The sequence below is a fragment of the Candidatus Kryptonium sp. genome (assembly GCA_025060635.1).
Lineage (GTDB): Bacteria > Bacteroidota > Ignavibacteria > Kryptoniales > Kryptoniaceae > Kryptonium.
On record JANXBN010000006.1, the window covers coordinates 109,009 to 129,652 of the forward strand.

General features: G+C 38.4%; 21 protein-coding genes. 17 read left to right on the plus strand and 4 right to left on the minus strand.

The features are described 5' to 3' along the window. Window positions 1–120 precede the first annotated feature (120 nt). Window positions 121–663, plus strand: coding sequence for a YbhB/YbcL family Raf kinase inhibitor-like protein (locus NZ923_08655; GenBank protein MCS7230087.1), 543 nt, complete (start codon window positions 121–123; stop codon window positions 661–663). After that, the gene (locus tag NZ923_08660; GenBank protein MCS7230088.1) at window positions 653–1,684 is read left to right on the plus strand and encodes an asparaginase; all 1,032 of its coding nucleotides are present in this window, start codon (window positions 653–655) and stop codon (window positions 1,682–1,684) included. Before NZ923_08655 ends, NZ923_08660 begins: the two co-directional genes overlap by 11 nt. Before the next feature lie 54 nt (window positions 1,685–1,738). On the opposite strand, the gene NZ923_08665 is transcribed toward NZ923_08660, so the two are convergent. Both NZ923_08665 and NZ923_08670 read right to left on the minus strand, forming a co-directional pair. After that, window positions 1,739–2,869, minus strand: coding sequence for a glycosyltransferase (locus NZ923_08665; protein ID MCS7230089.1), 1,131 nt, complete (start codon window positions 2,867–2,869; stop codon window positions 1,739–1,741). Window positions 2,870–2,872: 3 nt separating this feature from the next. Further along, a complete protein-coding gene (locus tag NZ923_08670; protein MCS7230090.1) occupies window positions 2,873–3,838 on the minus strand; it encodes a glycosyltransferase family 2 protein in 966 nt (321 codons plus the stop codon). A 125-nt stretch (window positions 3,839–3,963) separates the two neighbouring features. Between NZ923_08670 and NZ923_08675 the strand changes: the two genes are divergently transcribed. From NZ923_08675 to NZ923_08695, 5 genes are read left to right on the plus strand one after another with little or no spacing between them, the layout of a single operon-like run. Then, entirely contained in the window at window positions 3,964–4,143 is a 180-nt protein-coding gene (locus NZ923_08675; GenBank protein ID MCS7230091.1) for a hypothetical protein, read from the plus strand. 27 nt (window positions 4,144–4,170) lie between these two features. Then, window positions 4,171–4,584, plus strand: coding sequence for a succinate dehydrogenase, cytochrome b556 subunit (sdhC, locus tag NZ923_08680; protein MCS7230092.1), 414 nt, complete (start codon window positions 4,171–4,173; stop codon window positions 4,582–4,584). Window positions 4,585–4,612: 28 nt separating this feature from the next. Then, window positions 4,613–4,966, plus strand: coding sequence for a succinate dehydrogenase, hydrophobic membrane anchor protein (gene sdhD, locus NZ923_08685; GenBank protein MCS7230093.1), 354 nt, complete (start codon window positions 4,613–4,615; stop codon window positions 4,964–4,966). A gap of 35 nt (window positions 4,967–5,001) precedes the next feature. Continuing rightward, window positions 5,002–6,759, plus strand: coding sequence for a succinate dehydrogenase flavoprotein subunit (gene sdhA / locus NZ923_08690; GenBank protein MCS7230094.1), 1,758 nt, complete (start codon window positions 5,002–5,004; stop codon window positions 6,757–6,759). 20 nt (window positions 6,760–6,779) lie between these two features. Beyond that, window positions 6,780–7,505: a succinate dehydrogenase iron-sulfur subunit gene (locus NZ923_08695; GenBank protein MCS7230095.1), complete on the plus strand. Its 726-nt coding sequence runs from the start codon at window positions 6,780–6,782 to the stop codon at window positions 7,503–7,505. 31 nt (window positions 7,506–7,536) lie between these two features. Here the strand turns inward: NZ923_08695 and NZ923_08700 are convergent, their stop codons facing one another. Next, window positions 7,537–7,824: a DUF971 domain-containing protein gene (locus NZ923_08700; protein ID MCS7230096.1), complete on the minus strand. Its 288-nt coding sequence runs from the start codon at window positions 7,822–7,824 to the stop codon at window positions 7,537–7,539. A gap of 72 nt (window positions 7,825–7,896) precedes the next feature. On the opposite strand from NZ923_08700, the gene NZ923_08705 reads away from it, so the two are divergent. The 8 genes from NZ923_08705 (at window position 7,897) to nikR (ending at window position 15,982) form a co-directional block, all read left to right on the plus strand. Further along, window positions 7,897–9,129 carry a radical SAM protein gene (locus tag NZ923_08705; GenBank protein ID MCS7230097.1) on the plus strand — a complete coding sequence of 411 codons (1,233 nt, stop codon included), beginning with the start codon at window positions 7,897–7,899 and terminating at the stop codon, window positions 9,127–9,129. Between the two features lie 14 nt (window positions 9,130–9,143). After that, window positions 9,144–10,697 (plus strand): DASS family sodium-coupled anion symporter, encoded by a 1,554-nt coding sequence (locus tag NZ923_08710; GenBank protein ID MCS7230098.1) that lies wholly within the window; start codon window positions 9,144–9,146, stop codon window positions 10,695–10,697. A gap of 83 nt (window positions 10,698–10,780) precedes the next feature. Beyond that, entirely contained in the window at window positions 10,781–12,784 is a 2,004-nt protein-coding gene (locus NZ923_08715) for a sodium-translocating pyrophosphatase (protein ID MCS7230099.1), read from the plus strand. Between the two features lie 67 nt (window positions 12,785–12,851). Further along, on the plus strand, window positions 12,852–13,301 hold the full coding sequence (gene dut, locus NZ923_08720; GenBank protein MCS7230100.1) for a dUTP diphosphatase: 450 nt from the start codon (window positions 12,852–12,854) through the stop codon (window positions 13,299–13,301). Continuing rightward, window positions 13,298–14,059, plus strand: a complete 762-nt coding sequence (locus NZ923_08725) for a polysaccharide deacetylase family protein (protein MCS7230101.1) — start codon at window positions 13,298–13,300, stop codon at window positions 14,057–14,059. Before dut ends, NZ923_08725 begins: the two co-directional genes overlap by 4 nt. After that, window positions 14,059–14,772 (plus strand): 16S rRNA (cytidine(1402)-2'-O)-methyltransferase, encoded by a 714-nt coding sequence (gene rsmI, locus NZ923_08730; GenBank protein ID MCS7230102.1) that lies wholly within the window; start codon window positions 14,059–14,061, stop codon window positions 14,770–14,772. Before NZ923_08725 ends, rsmI begins: the two co-directional genes overlap by 1 nt. 15 nt (window positions 14,773–14,787) lie before the next feature. Then, the gene (locus NZ923_08735) at window positions 14,788–15,585 is read left to right on the plus strand and encodes an inositol monophosphatase (GenBank protein MCS7230103.1); all 798 of its coding nucleotides are present in this window, start codon (window positions 14,788–14,790) and stop codon (window positions 15,583–15,585) included. Next, the gene (gene nikR, locus NZ923_08740) at window positions 15,572–15,982 is read left to right on the plus strand and encodes a nickel-responsive transcriptional regulator NikR (protein ID MCS7230104.1); all 411 of its coding nucleotides are present in this window, start codon (window positions 15,572–15,574) and stop codon (window positions 15,980–15,982) included. The genes NZ923_08735 and nikR overlap by 14 nt, the downstream gene beginning before the upstream one ends. A 163-nt stretch (window positions 15,983–16,145) precedes the next feature. Here the strand turns inward: nikR and queF are convergent, their stop codons facing one another. Then, window positions 16,146–16,541, minus strand: coding sequence for a preQ(1) synthase (gene queF / locus NZ923_08745; protein ID MCS7230105.1), 396 nt, complete (start codon window positions 16,539–16,541; stop codon window positions 16,146–16,148). Window positions 16,542–16,666: 125 nt separating this feature from the next. Between queF and sppA the strand changes: the two genes are divergently transcribed. Then, window positions 16,667–19,033: a signal peptide peptidase SppA gene (sppA, locus tag NZ923_08750; GenBank protein MCS7230106.1), complete on the plus strand. Its 2,367-nt coding sequence runs from the start codon at window positions 16,667–16,669 to the stop codon at window positions 19,031–19,033. A 2-nt stretch (window positions 19,034–19,035) separates the two neighbouring features. Beyond that, a complete protein-coding gene (locus tag NZ923_08755; GenBank protein ID MCS7230107.1) occupies window positions 19,036–20,625 on the plus strand; it encodes a Gfo/Idh/MocA family oxidoreductase in 1,590 nt (529 codons plus the stop codon). Window positions 20,626–20,644: the final 19 nt, after the last annotated feature.

The following is a 20,644-nucleotide window of genomic DNA, read 5'->3' on the forward strand; positions in this document are numbered from 1 at the left end:
TTTGGGGAGATCATTGAAATTTTGTTGCTTGCGAAAAGACGCGGGACTGATAGATGTTTTCTTGATTAAATGCTTAAGTTTTTTTAGTTTAAGGGCAGAAAAACACAAAGGTTTTTGAAAATGCGGATCTTAATTTATTTGCTATTACTTTCGCTTCTTGCAACTCAAATCAACGCTCAAAAAGGAGGGGTTAAAAGAATGTTTACAATTAAAGCAACCGCTTTTAAAGACGGCGAGACAATTCCCAAAAAATTTACCTGCGATGGTCAAGATTATTCTCCTGAATTGACATGGGAAAATGTTCCAGCGGGGACGAAAAGTTTTGCTTTGATCTGTGAAGATCCTGACGCTCCAGGTGGGACATTCATTCATTGGGTTATCTACGACATCCCAGCAAATGTGACGAAACTTTCTGAAAATATTAAAAAAGTTGGAGTTGTAGATGATAAGATTAAACAAGGCCTGAATGATTTTGGAAGGATCGGGTATGGCGGACCTTGCCCACCGAGAGGTCATAAACCGCATCGGTATATCTTTAAACTTTATGCGCTTGATGTTGAGACGCTTGGATTAAATGCAGGAGCAACCGCTGACCAAGTCCAAGCAAAAGCAAAAGGTCATATACTCGGCGAAGCAAAAATCGTTGGTTTTTATGGGCGTTGAATCTGAAAATGAGAAACTTATGAAACGAATTCTGCTTATTCACACCGGCGGAACTTTCGGAATGGGATTTAAAGGTGGAACACTTGCCCCAAGCTCTTTTATTCAGAGAATAGTTGAATTTGTCCCCGAGATCAGAAAAATCGCAGAAATTGAGTCAAGGATCGTCGCAAACATTGATTCTTCAAACATCGGTATTGAACATTGGATAAAAATTGTTGATGTGATCGTTGAAAACTATGAATCTTTTGATGGGTTTGTGATAACGCATGGGACTGATACCATGGTTTACACTGCTTCCGCTCTCTCATTTATGCTTGGTGGTCTTTCAAAGCCAGTGATCCTCACTGGTTCACAGCGTCCACTTTCGGAGATAAGAACTGATGCGAGAAATAATCTGATAAACGCCGTTGAGCTTGCGACATATCAGATCCCCGAAGTTTGTATATTTTTTAACAACAAGCTGTTTCGTGGAAATCGGACGAAAAAGCTTAACATTTGGGGATTTGATGCGTTTGACTCTCCGAATTATCCACCACTTGCTGAGGTTGGTGTGGGGATTGAGATCAATGAAGAAAATTTTCTAAAACGGGATGAGAAATCACTCGTCGTTTCAAAAAATTTTTCGGATAGGGTTTTTTGTATTAAAATTTTCCCCGGCTTGAGAGTTGATTATCTTATGTCTCTACTTGAGCTTGATGTTCAAGGTTTTGTGATTGAAGCGTTTGGCTCTGGTAATTTGCCAAATATAGAAGAGCGTTCTTTGATCCCGTTCGTTAAAAATGCAATTGAGATGGGGAAAGTTGTCGCAATTTCAACGCAAGCTGTTTATGGCAAGGTAGATCTTTCACTTTATCAATGTGGTAAAGATGCTCTTGATGTTGGTGCATTAAGCTGTAAGGATATGACAACTGAATCAGCAATTGTTAAGTTGATGTTTCTGTTTGGAAAATATGGAAACGATGTTGAAAAGGTCATTGAGAAGTTTTATGAGCCAATCGCTGGTGAGATAAGCGAAGATTAATTTAAGATGTGTGGCAAGATAAAGCAAAGCCATTAAGCGAAAAATCTTCAGGCACTATGAAGGGTGGGTTCGTGAAGCGAGAAGAGCATTAACAAAGTTTTCCCAAGAAAATCTCTTCTTTTCTGCTTCAATGTTTTTTGAGAAGAATTCACCAAGATTTTCATTAAAGAACTTAACAACTGCTTCAGCTATTTTTTCAGGTGATGGGTCAACGATGAAACCTGTTAAACCATCATACACAACTTCCGGGAGCCCACCAACATTTGTCGCAACGACAGGTTTGTTGAAGTTATAGGCAATTTGGACAATGCCGCTTTGAGTTGCAGAAAGATACGGCAAAACGACAAGATCGCAAGCGGAAAAATAGATTTTCACATCATCGTTTGGGACATATTCATTTACGAAAACAACAAAATCACCAATTCCTTCCTCTTCAACTAATTTGAAATACTTTTCCGGATTTTCGTAAAACTCACCGACAACGAAAACCTTAACTTGAAATTTGCTCACGATAAATTTTACAGATTTTAAAAGTATGTCAAGCCCTTTGTAGGGTCTTATGTAGCCAAAGAACAGGAGAACTTTTTCATTCGGTCTGATGCCAAGAATCTTTCTCGCTTCATCTTTATCAATCGCTTCGCCAAAAATTTCGTAAATCGGGTGAAAAACTTTTTTGTAATTTGCTGATGGTTTTAGCTTAAGTAGATCCTTCTCAACTGCATCTGATTGTACGATGAAGCGATCGGCGAATAAAAAAGCGAACTTCGTCAGCAGGTTTCCAAAAGGGAATTTTTCATGCGGGGTGATGTTGTGGCAAATGAAAACTATTTCTGAGCTTGAGAAAATTTTTAGGATCGCTGATATAACTCCGTAGCAGGGAGCAAAAAACGGAAGCCAGTATTTGAAGATCACAATCTCTGGTTTTTGTTTAACGATTTTTATAGCGGTGAAGATCCAATTTAATGGATTAATTGAATCAATTATTCGCTCGCTTTCAATTTTCTCTGTTGTGGTTGAGCTCTCAAATTGCGTTTTCCCAGGGAAGAGAAATTTCGGATATAATCGTTTGAAGTTGAAAATTTTTACCTCGTTATTTTTCATCACGAGATTCTTGTAAAGTAATCCAGTGAAGTGCGCAATTCCACCACGATATGGATAGGCAGGTCCGACGATGATTATCTTCATTGATTAGTCAAGATGTGTTTCCTTGATTGAATATGTTTCAAGATGTTGATATGCCTTCGTTATCATTTCGCCAAGCAAACCGATTGAGATAAATTGTATCCCAACGATGGTGAGCATAACGCCGAGAATAAACAAAGGTCTATTGCTGAGGGAGATGTTTTCAATTATTTTTAATAGCGAAAGATAAAATGTGATGCCGAAACCGAGAAGGAAGATGACAAGTCCAACAGTTCCAAAAAGATGAAGTGGGCGCATAAAATATCTTGTCGTGAACATCACCGTTAGAAGGTCAAGAAATCCTTTTATAAATCTGCTTACGCCGAATTTGGTTTTGCCGTATTTTCTTGGGTGATGTTGAACAACTATTTCTCCAATTCTATATCCTGCCCAATGTGCAAGGACAGGTAAATATCTGTGAAGTTCGCCGTAAACTTTTATGTTTTGTGTCACTGTCTTCTTATACGCTTTTAAACCGCAGTTGAAGTCATGAATTTTAATTCCAGTTAAGGTTGAGACCACGAAGTTAAAAAATCTTGATGGGATCGTTTTTGTTATTGGATCATATCTTTTCTTTTTCCATCCGGAGACGAGATCAAAGCCTTCATCAAGTTTTTTCAAAAGGTTGGGAATTTCATGAGGATCATCTTGAAGGTCAGCGTCCATCGTAATAACGACATCACCTTTTGCGTGTTCAAATCCAACTGCTAAAGCAGCGGATTTGCCGTAGTTTCTTCTAAAACTTATTATTTTCACATTTTTATCATTTTGGCGCAGTTTTTTTAAAACATCAAGTGAGCCATCAGTTGAGCCGTCGTCAACGAAAATTATCTCATATTTATATCGGTTTCTTTTTACGACTTCCTTGATTTGAGCGTAAAGTTCGGGAAGTGATTCAGCTTCGTTGTAAAGTGGTATCACGATTGAGATATCGGGGTTGGTCTGCGCTTTTTTGCCTTGTTTTGCCGACATTTTTGATTTGATGTTAATTTAAAATTTGCACCTGCGAAAATAATTTAAAAAGAAATTTTTCAAAAATGTAATATCGCTTTCTCAAAATCCTAAAAGAATCCAATTTGAGGTATGTGCGCAGAGCGATGCTTCGGGTTTGTCAAGTGGGCGTAGAAGTAAGTTTCAGATGCGGAAGCTCGGTGAAAGATGGGAAATTTAAGATGTTTAATGGAATACCTTTTGCAAGTGAAAGATGTTTTTTAGCTATGGATGAACGAAGCAAAGAGTTTAAGTTGATATTCTTTTTCGTTTTTTTTAATTTTTGAGCAAACTAAAATATAAGGAGCGTTCTTATGAAGCTTAAGAAAACAAATGAAGGATACTTCAAACTTGTAGCCTCCTACAAGAAAGAAGCTGGGGGATGGGCTTGGATAATTCACCGAATCTCTGGAATTGCCTTAACAGCTTATCTTTATGTTCATATCTACGCTCTTTCAGCTCTTGCGAAGGGAAAAGAAGCTTTTGATGCGGAGATGGCTTTGTTTAAAAAACCAGTTTTCAAATTCCTTGAGTGGGTGCTGTTTGCGTTCGTTCTTGCTCACACTTTGAATGGGATCAGGATTGTTCTTGTTGATTTCGGGAAAGGAGCGTATTATCATAAAAAGGCGTTCGCTTACCTTACAGCAATTGGGATAATTGCATTTCTTGTGATGGGTTATTTCATATTCAGTCAAGAAATTAATCAGCTCTTTGCTGGCTTAATTTAAAAGCTAAAACAAATCAGGAGGTTTTCAAATGTCCTTTAGGTATTACGGTTCAAGAAAAAGTGGTTCAATCGGGTGGCTTCTTCAGAGGATAACAGGTGTATTTCTAATTTTCGCGATGGTAGGGCATTATGTCTTGATGCATTATACTCCGGAAGTAGGGCATTCGTATGATCAGTCTGTCGCAAGGCTTTCTAATATATATTGGAAAGTATTTTATCTTACTTTTGTAACTTTAGGTTTGTGGCATGGATTAAATGGCGTGTGGTCAATTTTGAGAGATTTTAAAATGAAGCATTGGGTTGCAGTAACTCTTTACGGAATAATTATCGTATCGGGAATTGCTTTTTGGGTTCTTGGTGTAACCACTGCTTTGAAATTTTAGAGCACATCTAAAACAAAATTTCAAGAGGTTCAAAAATGATTCATCAATTTGATGCAGTAATAGTAGGTGCAGGAGGCGCTGGGCTTCGCGCAGCTCTTGAAATTCCAGAAGGTTATTCCTGTGCCGTCTTAACAAAAGTTTATCCGACAAGATCACACACGGGGACAGCTCAAGGTGGCGTTTGCGCAGCACTTGGAAATGAAGAAGAAGATTCTTGGGAATATCACTTTTTTGATACCGTAAAAGGAAGCGATTTTTTGGGGGATCAAGATGCGATTGAAATAATGTGTTATGATGCAATTCGTGCGATAATTGAGCTTGAACATATGGGAATGCCATTTTCAAGAAATGAGAAAGGGTTAATAGCACAAAGACCTTTTGGAGGACATACAAAGCCGAAAGATCCAAATAATCCATTTGGTGAAAGGGTTCCTGTTAAAAGGGCGTGTTTCTCAGCAGATAGAACTGGTCATGTGATGCTTCAGACACTTTATGAAAATTGCGTAAAGCGTGGTGTTCAGTTTTTCCCAGAGTTTTTTGTAACTGATCTGATCGTTCAAGATAATATAGTTCGTGGTGTCGTCGCAATTGAAATTCCAACTGGCGAAATTCACATTTTCCACGCAAAGGCGGTGATGTTTGCAACTGGTGGATATGGCAGGGTTTATAGGATAACTTCAAATGCAGTTGTAGGCACTGGTGATGGTTTTGCTATTGCATATCGTAGGGGAATTCCGCTTGAAGATATGGAGTTTGTCCAGTTTCATCCGACGGGATTGTGGCGTCTTGGCATACTTGTTTCCGAAGCTGCGAGAGGTGAAGGTGGGATATTGAGGAATAAAGATGGCGAAAGATTTATGGAAAGATACGCCCCAACGATTAAAGACCTTGCCCCGCGCGATGTGGTCTCAAGAGCAATGTATACGGAAATTCGTGAAGGTAGAGGAATTCAAGGACCAGATGGAACTTACTATCTTTTGCTTGACTTGACACATCTTGGGGCTGAAGTTATAAACAAAAAGATCCCAGAGATAACAGGATTTGCTAGGATTTATCTCGGTGTTGATCCGTTGAGAGAGCCAATCCCAGTTCAGCCAACGACGCACTATGCGATGGGTGGGATACCAACGAATGTTGATGCCGAAGTTGTAATTGACGATAAAGGAACCAAAATTGAAGGATTTTATGCAGCTGGTGAGGTTGCTTGCGTTTCGGTTCATGGTGCAAATCGTCTCGGGACGAATTCGCTTCTTGATATAATTGTCTTTGGGCGTCGTGGTGGAAAGAAGATGGCAGAATATATCAAAGAACGCGATTTCCCTCCACTTCCAAAAGATGCAGATGAATGGACAAAGAAAACAGTTGAAAAGATCTTGAACAGCAACGGAAAGGAGCGCGTTTCAAGGATAAGAAAGGAACTTCAAGATGTGATGATGGATAAGGTCTCCGTCTTTAGAACAGGCGAAAGCATAAAAGAAGCAATTGAGAAAATAAAAGAGTTAAAGGAACGATACAACGAAATTAGAATTGATGACAAGGGTAAAAAATTTAACACTGATTTAATTGAAGCAATTGAACTTGGCAATTTGCTTGATACAGCTGAGACAATCGCTTACAGCGCCTTGAACAGAACCGAAAGCAGAGGTGCACACTACCGCGAAGATTATCCAAATCGCGATGACCAGAACTGGTTAAAGCATACGCTTATTTACAAAAATGGCGAAAAAGAGCCAATTATAAAATACAAGCCCGTCGTAATAACGAAAATTCCACCTATGGAGAGAAAATATTAAAATCATAACGAGGTTTAAAAATGAAGGTAACCTTCAGAATTTTCAGATTTAATCCTGAAACGGACGAAAAACCTTATTACAAAGATTATGAAGTTGAAGCGGATCCCAAAGATCGCGTCGTTGATGTCCTCCACTACATAAAAAATGAAATTGATGGAACTTTGACATTTCGTCGCTCTTGTCTTCATGGGATTTGTGGTTCAGATGGGATGAGGATAAACGGGAAAAATATGCTTGCTTGTTCAATTCTTTTACAAGACCTTGGTTATTCAGACAAGGATAAAACTTATAAAAAGCCGATAGTCGTTGAACCATTGCCAGGAATGCCAATTATAAAGGATCTCGTTACTGATTTTACAGATTTCTGGAAAAAATACGAAGCTGTTAAACCGTATCTTATTACCAAAACTCCTCCACCTGAAAGAGAGCGATTGCAAAGGCCTGAAGATGCTGAGCTTCTTATGGAAGCATCAAAATGTATTCTTTGCGCTTGTTGCACTACAAGCTGTCCGTCAACTTGGTCAAACGATAATTATCTTGGACCTGCTGCGCTCCTGAAAGCATATAGATTTATCTTTGATACAAGAGATGAAGCAACTGATGAACGACTTGACATAATTGACACTCCTGATGGCATATGGCGCTGTCATACTATCTTTCATTGCGTTCAAGCATGTCCAAAAGAGATTAACATCACTTGGCACATTTCTCAACTTAAGAAAAAGCTTGTGGAAAGGGAAATTTGAAATTCTTGGGGGCGGTCTCAACCGCCCTTTTTTATTCCTCTTTTAACTCTCGCAAATAATCAAAACTATAAATTCCTGTGTTGTGCCCATCTCCCCAAGTTATTTGAATTGCGTAGTTTCCAACTTGATTTATCTCTTTGATTTCATACTGCCCTGAGACAGGTAACTTGAAAAATGTTTCTTCCTCTCTTTCTGTTGAGCAAGTGGCGCAAGGACAACTATCGCGCAAAAATTTTAACGACAAGACATTTTCATAGCCATCGTTCCATGTGAATTTAAGTTTGTCCTCTATTCTTTCAATCTTAACCGGATAAAGCATTTGGCGAAAAGTTGAATTTGTTTTTAAATTTCAAGTGAAAAATACCAATTAAAAACTCAATTTTCAACACGAGTGGAAAAGATAGGCGAAAATGTTGTCAAAACATACATCAGGGATGTTGGGGATGTTTACTTTAACCTACAAAAGTATTCAACTACGATTTCGGAGGAGCACAAGTTTATCTATTATTTTGATGCGGAAGGCAGGTTTATGGGTGGATTTTTTGATGGCATAAGCTACAGACGAGGGCTTGACAATAGATTGATGAAAAAATTTTTTGATAAGGACGGATTTAAAGTAAAGGTTTTTGCCGATAAGGTTGAAAAAAGAAAAGTCATTGAAGATGTAATTCAAAGAGTTAACAAAATAAGATCTGGACTGAGCGAGTGCGAAAGAATGGATGAGATTTTGGAAAGGATAGATGGAATTTTGCGATGGAATTTTGATGAGCTTGAAAAAGATGGGGTTAGATTTTTAACAGTTTATAAACCGATCAGCATTCTCCCGCCCGATCAGTATTTTTCGCTCGTGATTCAACTTGCGGAGGGTTGTTCATGGAATAGATGCACATTTTGCAGTTTTTATCAAGATAGAAAGTTTAGGGTGAAATCGCCAGATGAGCTCGTGGGGCACATCGTAAAAATTAAAGAATTCTTCGGTAAATCAATTGGCTTGAGGAAATCAATCTTTCTTGGGGATGCGAACGCTCTTGTGATCCCGCAGAAGCGACTGGTTGAGTTAATAAAAATCGTCCACGATGAGTTTCCGATCGGGCAATTTAAGAAAGAGCATGGCTATGTTTTTGATGGAATCTATTCTTTTCTTGATATTTTCGGGGCGGAAAGAAAAAGCTATGACGAATATATTGAACTTAAAGAGTTGCTTGTTAAAAGAATTTACATTGGGCTTGAGACGGGGGATGAAACTTTATTTAAATATCTTAACAAGCCAGGATCGCCGAGCGAATGTATTGATGTCGTTTCAACGATAAAAAAAGCTGGGATAAATGTCGGCATCATAATTCTTGCAGGCGCTGGTGGTAAAAAATTTTATAATCAACATGTCAAAAACACTGTTGAAACAATTGTTAAAATGCCGATCGGAAATGGGGATATAATTTATCTTTCTCCGCTTGTGCTTGACGAAGCAGATGAATATGTGAAAATAATGGCAGAGATTGGTTCAGAGATGCTGAACAAGTTTGAGATATCAAACCAAATTCGGGAGATCAAAGAAGGGCTCAAGGGTTTAAACAAGATTGGAGTTAGAGTGACGCTTTATGACATTCAGGAATTTATTTACTAAAAATGGAGGCAAAAATGGATTTTGACAAAATAAGGGGGAATGTTGGATTTTTTCTCGGATTGTTCGTCTTTATATTAATTTTGCTTATGCCAGTTCCGCAGACATTTATTCATTATGCAAGTAATAAACTTAACACTTCCGATTTGACTCCGGAAGTTCTAAAAGTTTCATATAGCATGAAAGTCACTCTTGCGCTTTTGTTTCTGATGATAATTTGGTGGATAACCGAGGCGGTTCCGATCCCTATCACAGCTCTTTTGCCAGGGATCATTTTACCGATTTTTCAAACTTACGGTGTTCAAGATGGGAAGCTAATTGAGCTTAACGGAAAGAATGTTTTTCTAAATTACGCAAATCCTGTGATCTTTCTTTTTCTTGCTGGATTTCTAATAGCTGGTGCTTTGCAGAAGTGGGGGATTGATAGAAGAATTGCGCTTTGGATTTTAACGCGCGGAGACATCGCAAAAAGCCCAAACAAAATTTTATTCGGATTGATATTAGCAAGTGCTCTTGTTTCAATGTGGGTTTCCAATACAGCAACGACAGCAATGATGTTGCCAATCGGTTTAGGTATATTGAGCAAGCTAAATGTTGATCTCGGTTCAAATTTTGGGAAAACAATTATGTTTGGAATAGCTTACGCTTCTTCAATCGGCGGTGTTGGGACGATAGTTGGGACGCCACCGAATGGAATCGCCGTGTCAATACTTGCAAATGAAAAAGTAGCACGGATAAGCTTTCTTGATTGGATGATTTTCGGTGTGCCATTTGTCATATTTGCGTTGCCTGTTTTATGGTTCGTGCTGAAAATAGTTTTTAAGTTTGATATTTCAATAAGTGGCGAGGTGAAGAAAAGTTTAATTAGCGAGAGAAATAAACTTGGAAACTTGACCAAAGCTGAAAAATTGACACTTTTTGGTTTTTTGTTTACAGTTTTACTTTGGGTGACGAATCCATTTTGGCGTTTCATACCTTTCTTTGGAGATAAGCTTAGATGGTTTGATGAGTATTTAATTGCAGTTTTCGGTAGCGTTCTATTATTTGTTTTGCCTGTTGATCTATCAAAGAGAAAATTTGTTCTTGATTGGGGCGATTCAAAATATGTTGAATGGGGGACTTTGCTTTTGTTCGGCGGTGGGATCGCTTTGTCCGATGCTATGTTTAAAACTGGCCTCGCAACTGTGATATCTACTGAATTTGTGAAGCTTTTTGGACATCCATCACCAGTTTTACTCGTTCCGATTGTTGTCATTTTGGTTGATTTTTTAACCGAGGTGACATCAAATACAGCGGTGACATCAATGATGGTCCCGATATTGATTTCAATATGTTCCGAACTTAATGTGAATCCTTTAATTCTTGTCTTACCTGCGACTGTTGCGTCATCTATGGCTTTCATGCTTCCGGTCGCAACTCCTCCAAATGCAATAGTTTATGGTACAAGATATGTTTCTTTGAAAGATATGCTAAAGGTCGGGTTTATACTTGATTTAGTTATGTGGTTCTACATTACGGTTTTTTTCTATGTTGCTGGCGCGATCGGTTTGGTTAACATTCGTTTGGGATGATTTGAAAATTTGTGAAGTTATTTTTAAATTTGTTTCAGTTTTTTCCTCAGGATTTCCCAAAACAAAAATGGAGGTCTATTTTCATGATTTCTACAAGCTTAGCGATTTTTGTCCCTGTTGTTGGATTTTTAGGAGTTTTATACGCTCTTTATCTATTTTTCTACATCAAGAGGCAGCCAGCAGGGAATCAAACGATGCAGGACATCGCTGAGTTGATTCAAAAGGGCGCTTCCGCTTTTCTTAAAAGAGAATATTCTACTTTGGCAATTTTCATATTGATTATGTTTGTCATTTTGTGGGCTGTGATAAAACTTGAAACAGCGATCGCTTTCGTAAGTGGTGCAATTTGTTCAATGCTTGCTGGATTTATCGGTATGACAGCAGCAACAAGGGCAAATGTAAGAACTGCTCAAGCTGCGACTCAAGGACAGAATAAAGCTCTTGTTGTCTCGTTTACCGGCGGTGCTGTTATGGGATTAACAGTTGCAAGCATTGGACTTCTTGGGCTTGGGATTTTCTATCTTTTGTATAAAGATCCGACGATAATAAGTGGTTTCGGAATGGGTGCAAGCTCAATAGCACTTTTCGCAAGGGTCGGCGGTGGAATCTACACAAAAAGCGCTGATGTCGGAGCAGATCTTGTTGGAAAAGTTGAAGTCGGAATCCCTGAAGATGATCCGAGAAATCCAGCTGTGATCGCAGATAATGTCGGTGATAATGTTGGCGATGTTGCTGGAATGGGTGCTGACTTGTTTGAATCTTATGTTGGTTCAGTTATAGCGACGATCGCAATCGGTGCCACGCTTGCAGTGCCAGATAAGGAAAGCTGGATGATATTACCGCTTCTTGTTATAATGTTTGGAACAATTGCTTCTTTCCTTGCTTCGCTTTCAATTAGAGTTTTTCAGAACATTGATCCTCAAAAAGCATTGAGATATTCAACATTTGTTGCAGAAGGCTTGCTTATTGTGTTTTCGTATTTCATCGTTAAAAATCTCGTCGGGACATTAAATCCTTTCTGGGCGATCCTCTCAGGTGTATTTGCTGGAATTGCCATTGGACTTTTAAGTGAATACTATACTTCGGGCTCACCTATAAAATCAATTGCTCAATCAGCTACAACCGGTGCAGCAACGAATATAATTACTGGAATAGCTGTTGGTTTCAAGAGCACAACCTATCCAGTTCTTGCAATTGCAATCGCAATTCTTATCTCGTATGTATCTGCGGGAATTTACGGAATAGCGATTTCAGCTGTTGGAATGTTGGCAACGATTGGAATAACTATGTCGGTTGATGCTTATGGTCCGATAGCGGACAACGCTGGTGGAATTGCGGAAATGTCCCATCTTGGTCCTGAAGTGAGAAAGATAACAGATAAGCTTGATGCGCTCGGAAATACAACTGCTGCAATTGGAAAAGGTTTCGCAATTGGTTCAGCTGCTTTGACAGCGCTTGCTCTTTTCACTGCTTATTCTCAAACAGTTGGACTTGAGAAGATTGATTTAACACATGCGAACACTGTTATTGGTCTTTTAATCGGAGCAGGGATGCCATTTCTATTTGCTGCTTTGACGATGGAAGCCGTCGGAAAAGCCGCTTTTAAAATAGTTGAGGAAGTAAGAAGGCAATTTCGTGAAATCCCTGGGCTTCTTGAAGGAAAAGCAAAGCCAGATACAGCTACCTGTGTTGACATAGCAACTGCTGGCGCACTGAAGGAGATGATTTTGCCTGGAATCCTTGCGATTATTGTCCCAGTTTTAACTGGCATAATTCTTGGACCAGAAGCACTTGGTGGATTGCTCGCTGGAGCAATTGCAAGTGGTGTAATGGTTGCGCTCTTTATGGCAAATGGAGGTGGAGCATGGGATAACGCAAAGAAATACATTGAAGCTGGAAACTTCGGAGGCAAAGGTTCACCAGCACATAAAGCAGCTGTCGTTGGTGATACGGTTGGAGATCCATTCAAAGATACAAGCGGTCCGTCAATGAACATACTCATAAAACTTATGTCAATCGTTTCGCTTGTCTTCGGTGTTTATCTCAAGGGATTGCATGAAAATTGGTTCGCTCAACTATTTAAGTAAAAATCAACAAGGGACGCTTTCAGGCGTCCCTTTTTAAATTTTTATGTGAATTTTTATGTGATAAAAAATGGAAACGGTGAAAATCAAAATAACGCGCCTTCGCCAAAACCACGATTTACCTTTACCTAAATACGCAACCGAAGGTTCCGCAGGAATGGATCTTTACGCAGATGTTGACTCTGAAGTTGTGCTTAAACCTGGAGAAATAGCACTCATCCCAACTGGAATTGCGATTGAGCTTCCGTTTGGATATGAAGCCCAAATAAGACCAAGAAGTGGGCTTGCAATAAACCATGGAATAACTCTACTTAATACGCCAGGGACAATTGATTCGGACTATCGCGGTGAGATAAAAATAATTCTTGTAAATCTCGGAAAAAAAGAGTTCACCATCAAGCGTGGCGATAGAATCGCTCAAATGGTCATCTCAAAATATGCTAAGGTTGAATGGGAAGAGGTAAGAGAACTTAACTCAACAAAAAGAGGCGCTGGTGGCTTCGGTCATACGGGAATATGAACATACCGATTTTAACATACCATAAAGTTGATACAAAGTTTGAACTCGGCATAACGAGAGTCACTCCAAAGCAGTTTGAAAAACACATAAAATTTCTATACGAAAGAGGTTATAAATCCCTCACCGTCTCCGAAGCGAGAAATTTAAAAACAAACGATGAAAAATTCATCTGCATAACTTTTGATGATGGTTATAAAAATGTCTTTGACTTTGCATTTCCAATTTTGAAGAAATACGACTTTAAGGCGACCGTTTTTGTAATTTCAAACTTCGTTGGAAAGATTAACACTTGGGATTTCGGTTTCGGGATAAGATTTGAACATCTTAACTGGGATGAGCTTAAAATTTTATCCGAACATGGTTGGGAAATAGGCTCACATTCCGCAAGCCATATATCTTTAAATCTCGTTGATGATGAGAGGATTAAACTTGAGCTTGAATCCTCAAAATATGAGATTGAGAAAAATCTCGGGATAGTTGTTAAATCTTTCGCTCCGCCGTTTAGCAGATACAACAAGAGGATAGTGGATCTTGCGTTAAAGTGTGGTTATGAAGGTGTTTACGCTTTAACGAACGGAGAAAAACTTGACGGTGTTTATCACCGATTTGCGGTTTACGCAATTGATTCAATTTCATCTATCATCCGAAAGATTAATTCTTCGGAATTTGAGCGATTTAAGTTAAATTTGATCAATTCATTTGCCGAGATCACTTTGACGATAAATTACATGAAAAACAAAATCAAGAAACTGATCTAATGGAAGTACCTTTGAAAGGAACGCTTTACCTTGTGGCGACGCCGATAGGAAACCCGGAAGATATAACGCTTAGAGCATTGAAAGTGTTGAAGGAAGTTGACATCATCGTTTGCGAAGAATTGAAGGAGGGAAGAAAGATCTTGGCTAATTATCAAATAGAGCCAAAAGAACTTGATACATTGAACGAACACAACGAGGCAACGAAGGTTGATAAAATCATAAACGATTTAAATTCTGGTAAAAATGTCGCTTTGATTTCGGATGCCGGGACGCCTGTATTTTCAGATCCCGGTTCGCTTCTCGTGAAGAAAGCAATCAAAGAAGGTATCAAAATTGTTCCAATTCCCGGCGCATCTGCGCTTCTTCTTGCTTTAATTGTATCCGGCTTTAACATTGAAAAATTTATCTATTATGGATGGTTATCACAAAAAAGGGAAAGAAGAAGGGAAGAGCTGCGAAAATTGAAAGGTGAGCAAAGAACCGTTGTTATATTTGAAACACCTTACAGAATCATACCTGTGCTTGAGGACATCGGAGCAGTCCTCGGAGTTGAAAGAAAAATTTGCGTCGCTTATAATTTAACAATGCCAGATGAGGAAATAATCAGAGGCAATGTTATTGAGGTTATGAACTATTTCGCAGAGAGGAAGAAAAAGGGCGAGTGTGTGATCGTAATAGCTGGATCTGAAGAGAGCAAGAAAATTGATTTTTAAAACAAAATTCAAATTATGATGAATTACCTAAGTAGCGCAATAGAGATCGCAAAGGAAGCTGGGAAGTTTTTAAAAATGAACATCGGAAAGGTCAAAAACATTGAAAGAAAAAAAGAAGAAATAAACCTCGTCACGGAGATTGATAAAGCGTCGGAAAGAAAAATAATTCAATACATCAAGAGCAAGTTTCCACATCATGATATACTTTCGGAGGAAAGCGGTGCATCAGTTGAAAAATCTGATTACAAATGGATAATTGACCCTCTTGACGGGACGACGAATTACACTCACTCTTTCCCCGTCTTCTGTGTGTCAATTGCGCTTGAATATAAAGGTGAAGTCATACTTGGAGTTGTTTATGACCCGAACTTTGATGAACTCTTTTACGCTGAAAAAGGTAAGGGTGCGTTTTTAAATGGAAAGAGAATCTCCGTTTCTAAAACCGATGTTCTGATAAAAAGTATGCTTGCAACTGGATTTCCCTACAATGTCAAGGAAAATCCAGATAATTGTATTGAACATTTTGTTAACTTCTTAATGAGTGCGCAAGCGATAAGACGACTTGGTTCAGCTGCTCTTGACCTTGTCTATGTTGCTTGCGGGCGACTTGATGGATTTTGGGAAGTTGATCTGAATCCGTGGGATGTCGCAGCTGGAAAAATAATAGTTGAAGAAGCTGGGGGCAAGGTGACAGATTTCTATGGAAATAAGTTCAACATCTATACTAAGGGGATTGTTGCAAGCAATGGAATAATACACGAACAAATGCTTGAAGTCATAAAAAAAGGACTTAACAAAAATGAAAGAAAATAAGTATGTCGTTAGGTTTGGGGTCTCAATGGAAAACGAACTTCTTGAAAAGTTTGATAAACTAATCCAACAGAAAGGATACACCAATAGATCAGAAGCAATAAGAGACCTCATAAGGGAAAAGCTCGTTGAGCAAGCAATTGAGAAAAACAAAATTTGCTTTGGAATTTTCTCTTTTGTGTATGATCACAGAAAGCGAGAGCTTGAGGAAAAGTTGACCGATTTTCAGCACGAACATTTCAATATGATAATTTCAACAACTCACATTCACATTGACCAAAACCATTGCCTTGAGGTTGTGATAATGAAAGGGAAGTCAGAAGACCTGAAGAAGATAACGGATAAAGTGTTGAGTTTTAAAGGAGTTGAAAATGGCAAGCTCGTTTTAACAACGGTCTAAAGAACAGCGTTGTAAAAGGATCCATCCAATTGAGAAAGTTCGTGGCGAAATCTTATTTAAATAAAACGCTCCTTTGCCCTTATCTCTTTTTCGCCTTACATTATCTTTTGCACGTCATTTGATAAAAGAGCGTAGCATTTTTTTAAATCCGTTGGCGGAGAAATTACTTGACTAATTCTTTATCTTTTGATGAAACTGTAATTATCGTCTTGACATTTCCTCTCACATTCCAATCACCGATAACTTCAAGAAACCTTGGCTTTAGAAGCTTCTCAAGGTCATCGTAAATTTTGTTCGTTGCTGATTCGTGCGAGATGTATTCGTTTCTGTATTTGTTCAGATAAAGTTTGAGAGAGCGAAGCTCAACTATGTATTTGTCGGGTATGTATGTTATCTTTATCGTTGCGAAATCTGGATAGCCAGATCTTGGGCAAAGACAGGTGAATTCAGGGAATGTTATCTCAATTTTGTAATCTCTATCGGGGTAGGGATTTTCCCAAGTTTCAAGTTGTGCGTTTAGAATCGCTTCCTCGCCGTATTTGAGTTTCTTGTCCTCCATGGTTCATGCAAGTTTGTTTTTTATTCCCGTAAAATCTAATCAAAAATTTGCGCATTTAAAAAATTGAATATCTTTTTTTCTTTGCTTAATTTTGAATTAACAAAAATAAAAAAACGGATTCCGAAATGAAAGCCAAACTTTTCGCCCTTCTAATTTTAACCACCGCGATCTCACTTGCCCAGAGTTTATATGTTCCAAGTTTTGAAAGATATCTTTTCACAGCGACGGCTGATGGTTCCGAATTCCTGCGTATGAACCCAGCAAGCATGGGTTTTCCGCATAAGGCAAATTTCTCACTTTATCTTTCTTCTGGTGAAAAATTCTCCTTCAAAAACTATGATGCTGGATTTTTCTTTCAATCAATGCGTTTTGGATTTGCTCTTAAAAGAGCGAAAATTCAAAATCAAACATCAACTTTGATCTCAACATCAACTGGGTTCGGACAAGAGAATTTCACTGTTGGAGTTGGACTTGACTATTTCAAGATAAACGATCAAAAATTTAGATCTTCAATAAATGTTGGAGCCATAGCCCGACCTTTTAATTTTATTTCGTTATCTTTTGTCGCTTACAACTTAACAGGAAGATATTTTCAAGACACGCCACTTGAAAAGTCATATACCGCTGGCATCGGGGTTCGCCCGCTTGGAACTGATTTCCTTACGATCTCATCCGATGTTTTCATCAAGGAAAAACAAAGAGTTAAAAACTTTAAAGTTGGAGCTGAACTTAAAATAATCAATGGTTTCAATCTCTTCGGCATTCTTGATAATTCAAAAATTTACTCAGATAAGCAAACCTTCATCGTCGGTTTTTCTTTAAATCTTCAAAACGCTGGAATTAAAATCTTTACTGACTTTGATAATTCAAAAACGAAAGCAACTGGTTCAACTTTTTATTCTACCGAAGTTATGCCGACCTTCACATATCCTGTAAAGAAAATTGCAGAGGTTGAGATCCGTGGCGTCATACCTGATTATAAAGAACAACGCTCAATTTTATCAAGGCCGAGAAAAAATGTGCACGACATCATTGAAGAAATTGAAAAGGCAGAAAAAGATAGAGACATAAACGGGCTTTTGCTTAAAATTTATCAGTTCAGTGGCGAAGTTAAACTTTATGAGCTTGAAGGATTAACTCAAGAAATTGTCCAAGCGGTTATAAAAGTCAAAAAGGCAGGCAAACCTGTTGTCGCTTATCTCGGTGGTGAAATGGCTGGTGTAAATGAACTTTATTTAGCAAGTGTTGCAGATAAAATCGTCATTGCCCCTGAATGTATGATCGTTGGCTACGGAGCAGTGATTGATGTCTCAAGATTGAAAAGTTTCTTTGAAAGGTTTGGCGTTGAATGGGATGCCATGACAGCAGGCGAATATAAATCAACTTTTCACTCAATCTATACTGATTCAGCGACCCCAAATCAAGCTGAACTAATTAAAGGGCTTGTTGATGAAATTCATAAACAAATGATAGAGCAAATTTCAAAGTCAAGAAATATAAATTTCACCGAAGATCTCGTAAATGAAATTTCTGGTGGTTTGATACCGCCGAGGGCTAAGGAGATCGGGATCGTTGATGAGATCGGCTTTTATAATGAGGCGAAAAAATTGATAAATAAACTTGCCAACAACCGAGATGATGAAAAAGTTAATTTGACAAAGCTTGACAAAAGGAAATACTGGGATAGAACTTGGGGCATTACGCCGAAAATCGCAGTGATTGGTGTCCACGGCGCAATTATAACTGGTGAAAGTCAACCTCCTTTGCCTTTGCCATTTTTTGGCGAAAGAGCGACGGGATCTGAAACAGTTGTCAAACAAATTAATTCAGCTGCGAAAGATAAAAGCGTAAAAGCGATAATTTTAAGAGTTAATAGCGGTGGTGGCTCTGCGCTCGCTTCAAACGAAATTTACACCGCACTTAAAGAGGCAAGGAAAAAGAAACCTGTCGTTGTATCATTTGGAAATGTCGCAGCAAGCGGTGGTTATTATGTCGCTTGTAGCTCGGACAAGATCTTCGCAAATCCAGCAACATTGACAGGAAGCATCGGCGTTGTCTATTCAAAACCAGTTCTTGAGAAACTTTATGAAAATTTGAAGATAAAAATTGAGACATATAAAAAAGGCGACTACGCAGATATGTTCTCTACGACAAGGCATTGGACCGAAATTGAAAGAAAGGGCATTGAAAACGCACTTCAATATACTTATCTTGGTTTCAAGCAAAAGGTCGCAGAAAATAGAAATATGACTCTTGACGAAGTTGAAAAGTTAGCACAAGGTAAAGTTTACACTGGAACTCAAGCGCTGAATCTTAAGCTCGTTGATGAACTTGGCGGTTTGAGAAACGCGATTGACTTCTCAAGGGAAAAAGCAAATATAAAAGGAAAATACGAGGTCAAGTTTTATCCAGTCCCGACGCTTTTCGGAATGCAAGAAGGATTTATCAGTTTGATGTTAAGAAATTTGTTTTTAAATAAATTATTTGAGTGACGATGGAAAAATTTGTCGCGGTTATCGGCTCAGGAAGTTGGGGAAAAAACCTTGTGCGAAATTTTTTTGAAATTGGAGTTTTAAAAACCGTCTGCGACATAAACGAGTCAAATTTTGACGATCTAAAAAATAAGTTCCCAGCTAATTATACCAACTCAATTGATGATGTTATAAATGATCCAGAGATCAAAGCAGTTGCGATAGCAACACCTTCGGAGACACATTTTGAACTTGCAAAGTTGTTTCTACTTTCTGGACGAGATGTTTTCATTGAAAAACCACTTGCCTTGAGAATTGAGGACGCAGTTGAGCTCGTGAAAATTTCTGAAGAGAGAAACTTAATTTTGATGGTTGATCATGTCCTTCAGTATCATCCCGCAGTTGAAAAGTTGAAAGATTTAATTCGCCTTGGTGAAATAGGCGAGATAAAATATATTTACTCAAACAGATTGAATTTCGGTAAGTTTAGAAAAGAAGAAAATACGCTATGGAGCTTTGCACCGCATGATGTCTCGCTTATACTTTCAATCATCGGAGAAATGCCAGAAAAAATTTCGGCAGTTGGAAAAAATTATCTTTTCCCCGACATCTCTGATAAAGAACTTAACTCAAAAATTCCCTGCGATGTCACTTTAACGCATCTTGAATTTAAAAATGGTGTAAAAGTTCATATCTTTGTAAGTTGGCTTCATCCATACAAGGAACAGAAGCTCGTTGTAATTGGGACTAAAAAGATGGCTGTCTTTGACGATACAGAGCCGGAAAACAAACTTACACTTTATTCACATAAAATTGAATGGCAAGGTGCTCTACCGATCGCAAGAAAAGCGAACGCTGAAATAGTCCAAATTCCAAATGAAGAACCTTTGAAAAAAGCTTGTCTTCATTTCGTTGAATGTTTTAAAAAAAGGACCAAACCTTTAACAGATGGTTATGAGTCATTGCGTGTTCTCAAAGTCCTTGATCTTGCAAGCAAATCATTAAAAAATAATGGAGTTTTTTTAAAAGTGAATGAAAAATTTTATGCGCACGAAACCGCAGTAATTGACGAACCTTGTGAAATTGGAGAAGGGACAAAGATATGGCATTTCTCACACATAATGAAAGGTGCAAAAATTGGGAAAAACTGCATAATTGGACAAAACTGCTTCATTGGATCAAGAGCTGTGATCGGAAACGGAGTTAAACTTCAAAATAATGTCTCTGTATATGACCTCGTTACTCTTGAAGATCATGTCTTTGTTGGACCATCCGCTGTTTTCACAAACGATTTGAATCCAAGAGCAAAATATCCCAAAGGTGGTAAGTGGATCCCAACACTTGTCAAAGAAGGTGCAACGATCGGAGCAAACGCGACGATTCTATGCGGTATAACAATCGGTAAATGGGCGATGATTGGTGCAGGTGCCGTTGTCACTAAAAATGTTCCTGATTATGCGATCGTGACAGGTGTTCCAGCAAAAATAACAGGTTGGATATGTGAATGTGGCGAGAAATTGAACTTCAAAAAAAGTAGGGCAATATGCAAAAAGTGCGGAAGAACTTACGAGAAAAGAAAAAATAAAGTAGCTGAAATTCAAAAGCATTCATAGATAAAGCAAATTCAAAACA

Coding starts and splice junctions, on each gene's coding strand:
- NZ923_08755 (MCS7230107.1), top strand. CDS start 19,036: ATGGAAAAATTTGTCGCGGTTATCGGCTCAGGAAGTTGGGGAAAAAAC.
- NZ923_08655 (MCS7230087.1), top strand. CDS start 121: ATGCGGATCTTAATTTATTTGCTATTACTTTCGCTTCTTGCAACTCAA.
- sdhA (MCS7230094.1), top strand. CDS start 5,002: ATGATTCATCAATTTGATGCAGTAATAGTAGGTGCAGGAGGCGCTGGG.
- NZ923_08715 (MCS7230099.1), top strand. CDS start 10,781: ATGATTTCTACAAGCTTAGCGATTTTTGTCCCTGTTGTTGGATTTTTA.
- NZ923_08710 (MCS7230098.1), top strand. CDS start 9,144: ATGGATTTTGACAAAATAAGGGGGAATGTTGGATTTTTTCTCGGATTG.
- NZ923_08660 (MCS7230088.1), top strand. CDS start 653: ATGGGCGTTGAATCTGAAAATGAGAAACTTATGAAACGAATTCTGCTT.
- nikR (MCS7230104.1), top strand. CDS start 15,572: ATGAAAGAAAATAAGTATGTCGTTAGGTTTGGGGTCTCAATGGAAAAC.
- rsmI (MCS7230102.1), top strand. CDS start 14,059: ATGGAAGTACCTTTGAAAGGAACGCTTTACCTTGTGGCGACGCCGATA.
- sdhC (MCS7230092.1), top strand. CDS start 4,171: ATGAAGCTTAAGAAAACAAATGAAGGATACTTCAAACTTGTAGCCTCC.
- NZ923_08735 (MCS7230103.1), top strand. CDS start 14,788: ATGATGAATTACCTAAGTAGCGCAATAGAGATCGCAAAGGAAGCTGGG.
- NZ923_08695 (MCS7230095.1), top strand. CDS start 6,780: ATGAAGGTAACCTTCAGAATTTTCAGATTTAATCCTGAAACGGACGAA.
- dut (MCS7230100.1), top strand. CDS start 12,852: ATGGAAACGGTGAAAATCAAAATAACGCGCCTTCGCCAAAACCACGAT.
- NZ923_08700 (MCS7230096.1), bottom strand. CDS start 7,824: ATGCTTTATCCGGTTAAGATTGAAAGAATAGAGGACAAACTTAAATTC.
- sppA (MCS7230106.1), top strand. CDS start 16,667: ATGAAAGCCAAACTTTTCGCCCTTCTAATTTTAACCACCGCGATCTCA.
- NZ923_08725 (MCS7230101.1), top strand. CDS start 13,298: ATGAACATACCGATTTTAACATACCATAAAGTTGATACAAAGTTTGAA.
- NZ923_08670 (MCS7230090.1), bottom strand. CDS start 3,838: ATGTCGGCAAAACAAGGCAAAAAAGCGCAGACCAACCCCGATATCTCA.
- queF (MCS7230105.1), bottom strand. CDS start 16,541: ATGGAGGACAAGAAACTCAAATACGGCGAGGAAGCGATTCTAAACGCA.
- NZ923_08675 (MCS7230091.1), top strand. CDS start 3,964: ATGCTTCGGGTTTGTCAAGTGGGCGTAGAAGTAAGTTTCAGATGCGGA.
- NZ923_08665 (MCS7230089.1), bottom strand. CDS start 2,869: ATGAAGATAATCATCGTCGGACCTGCCTATCCATATCGTGGTGGAATT.
- sdhD (MCS7230093.1), top strand. CDS start 4,613: ATGTCCTTTAGGTATTACGGTTCAAGAAAAAGTGGTTCAATCGGGTGG.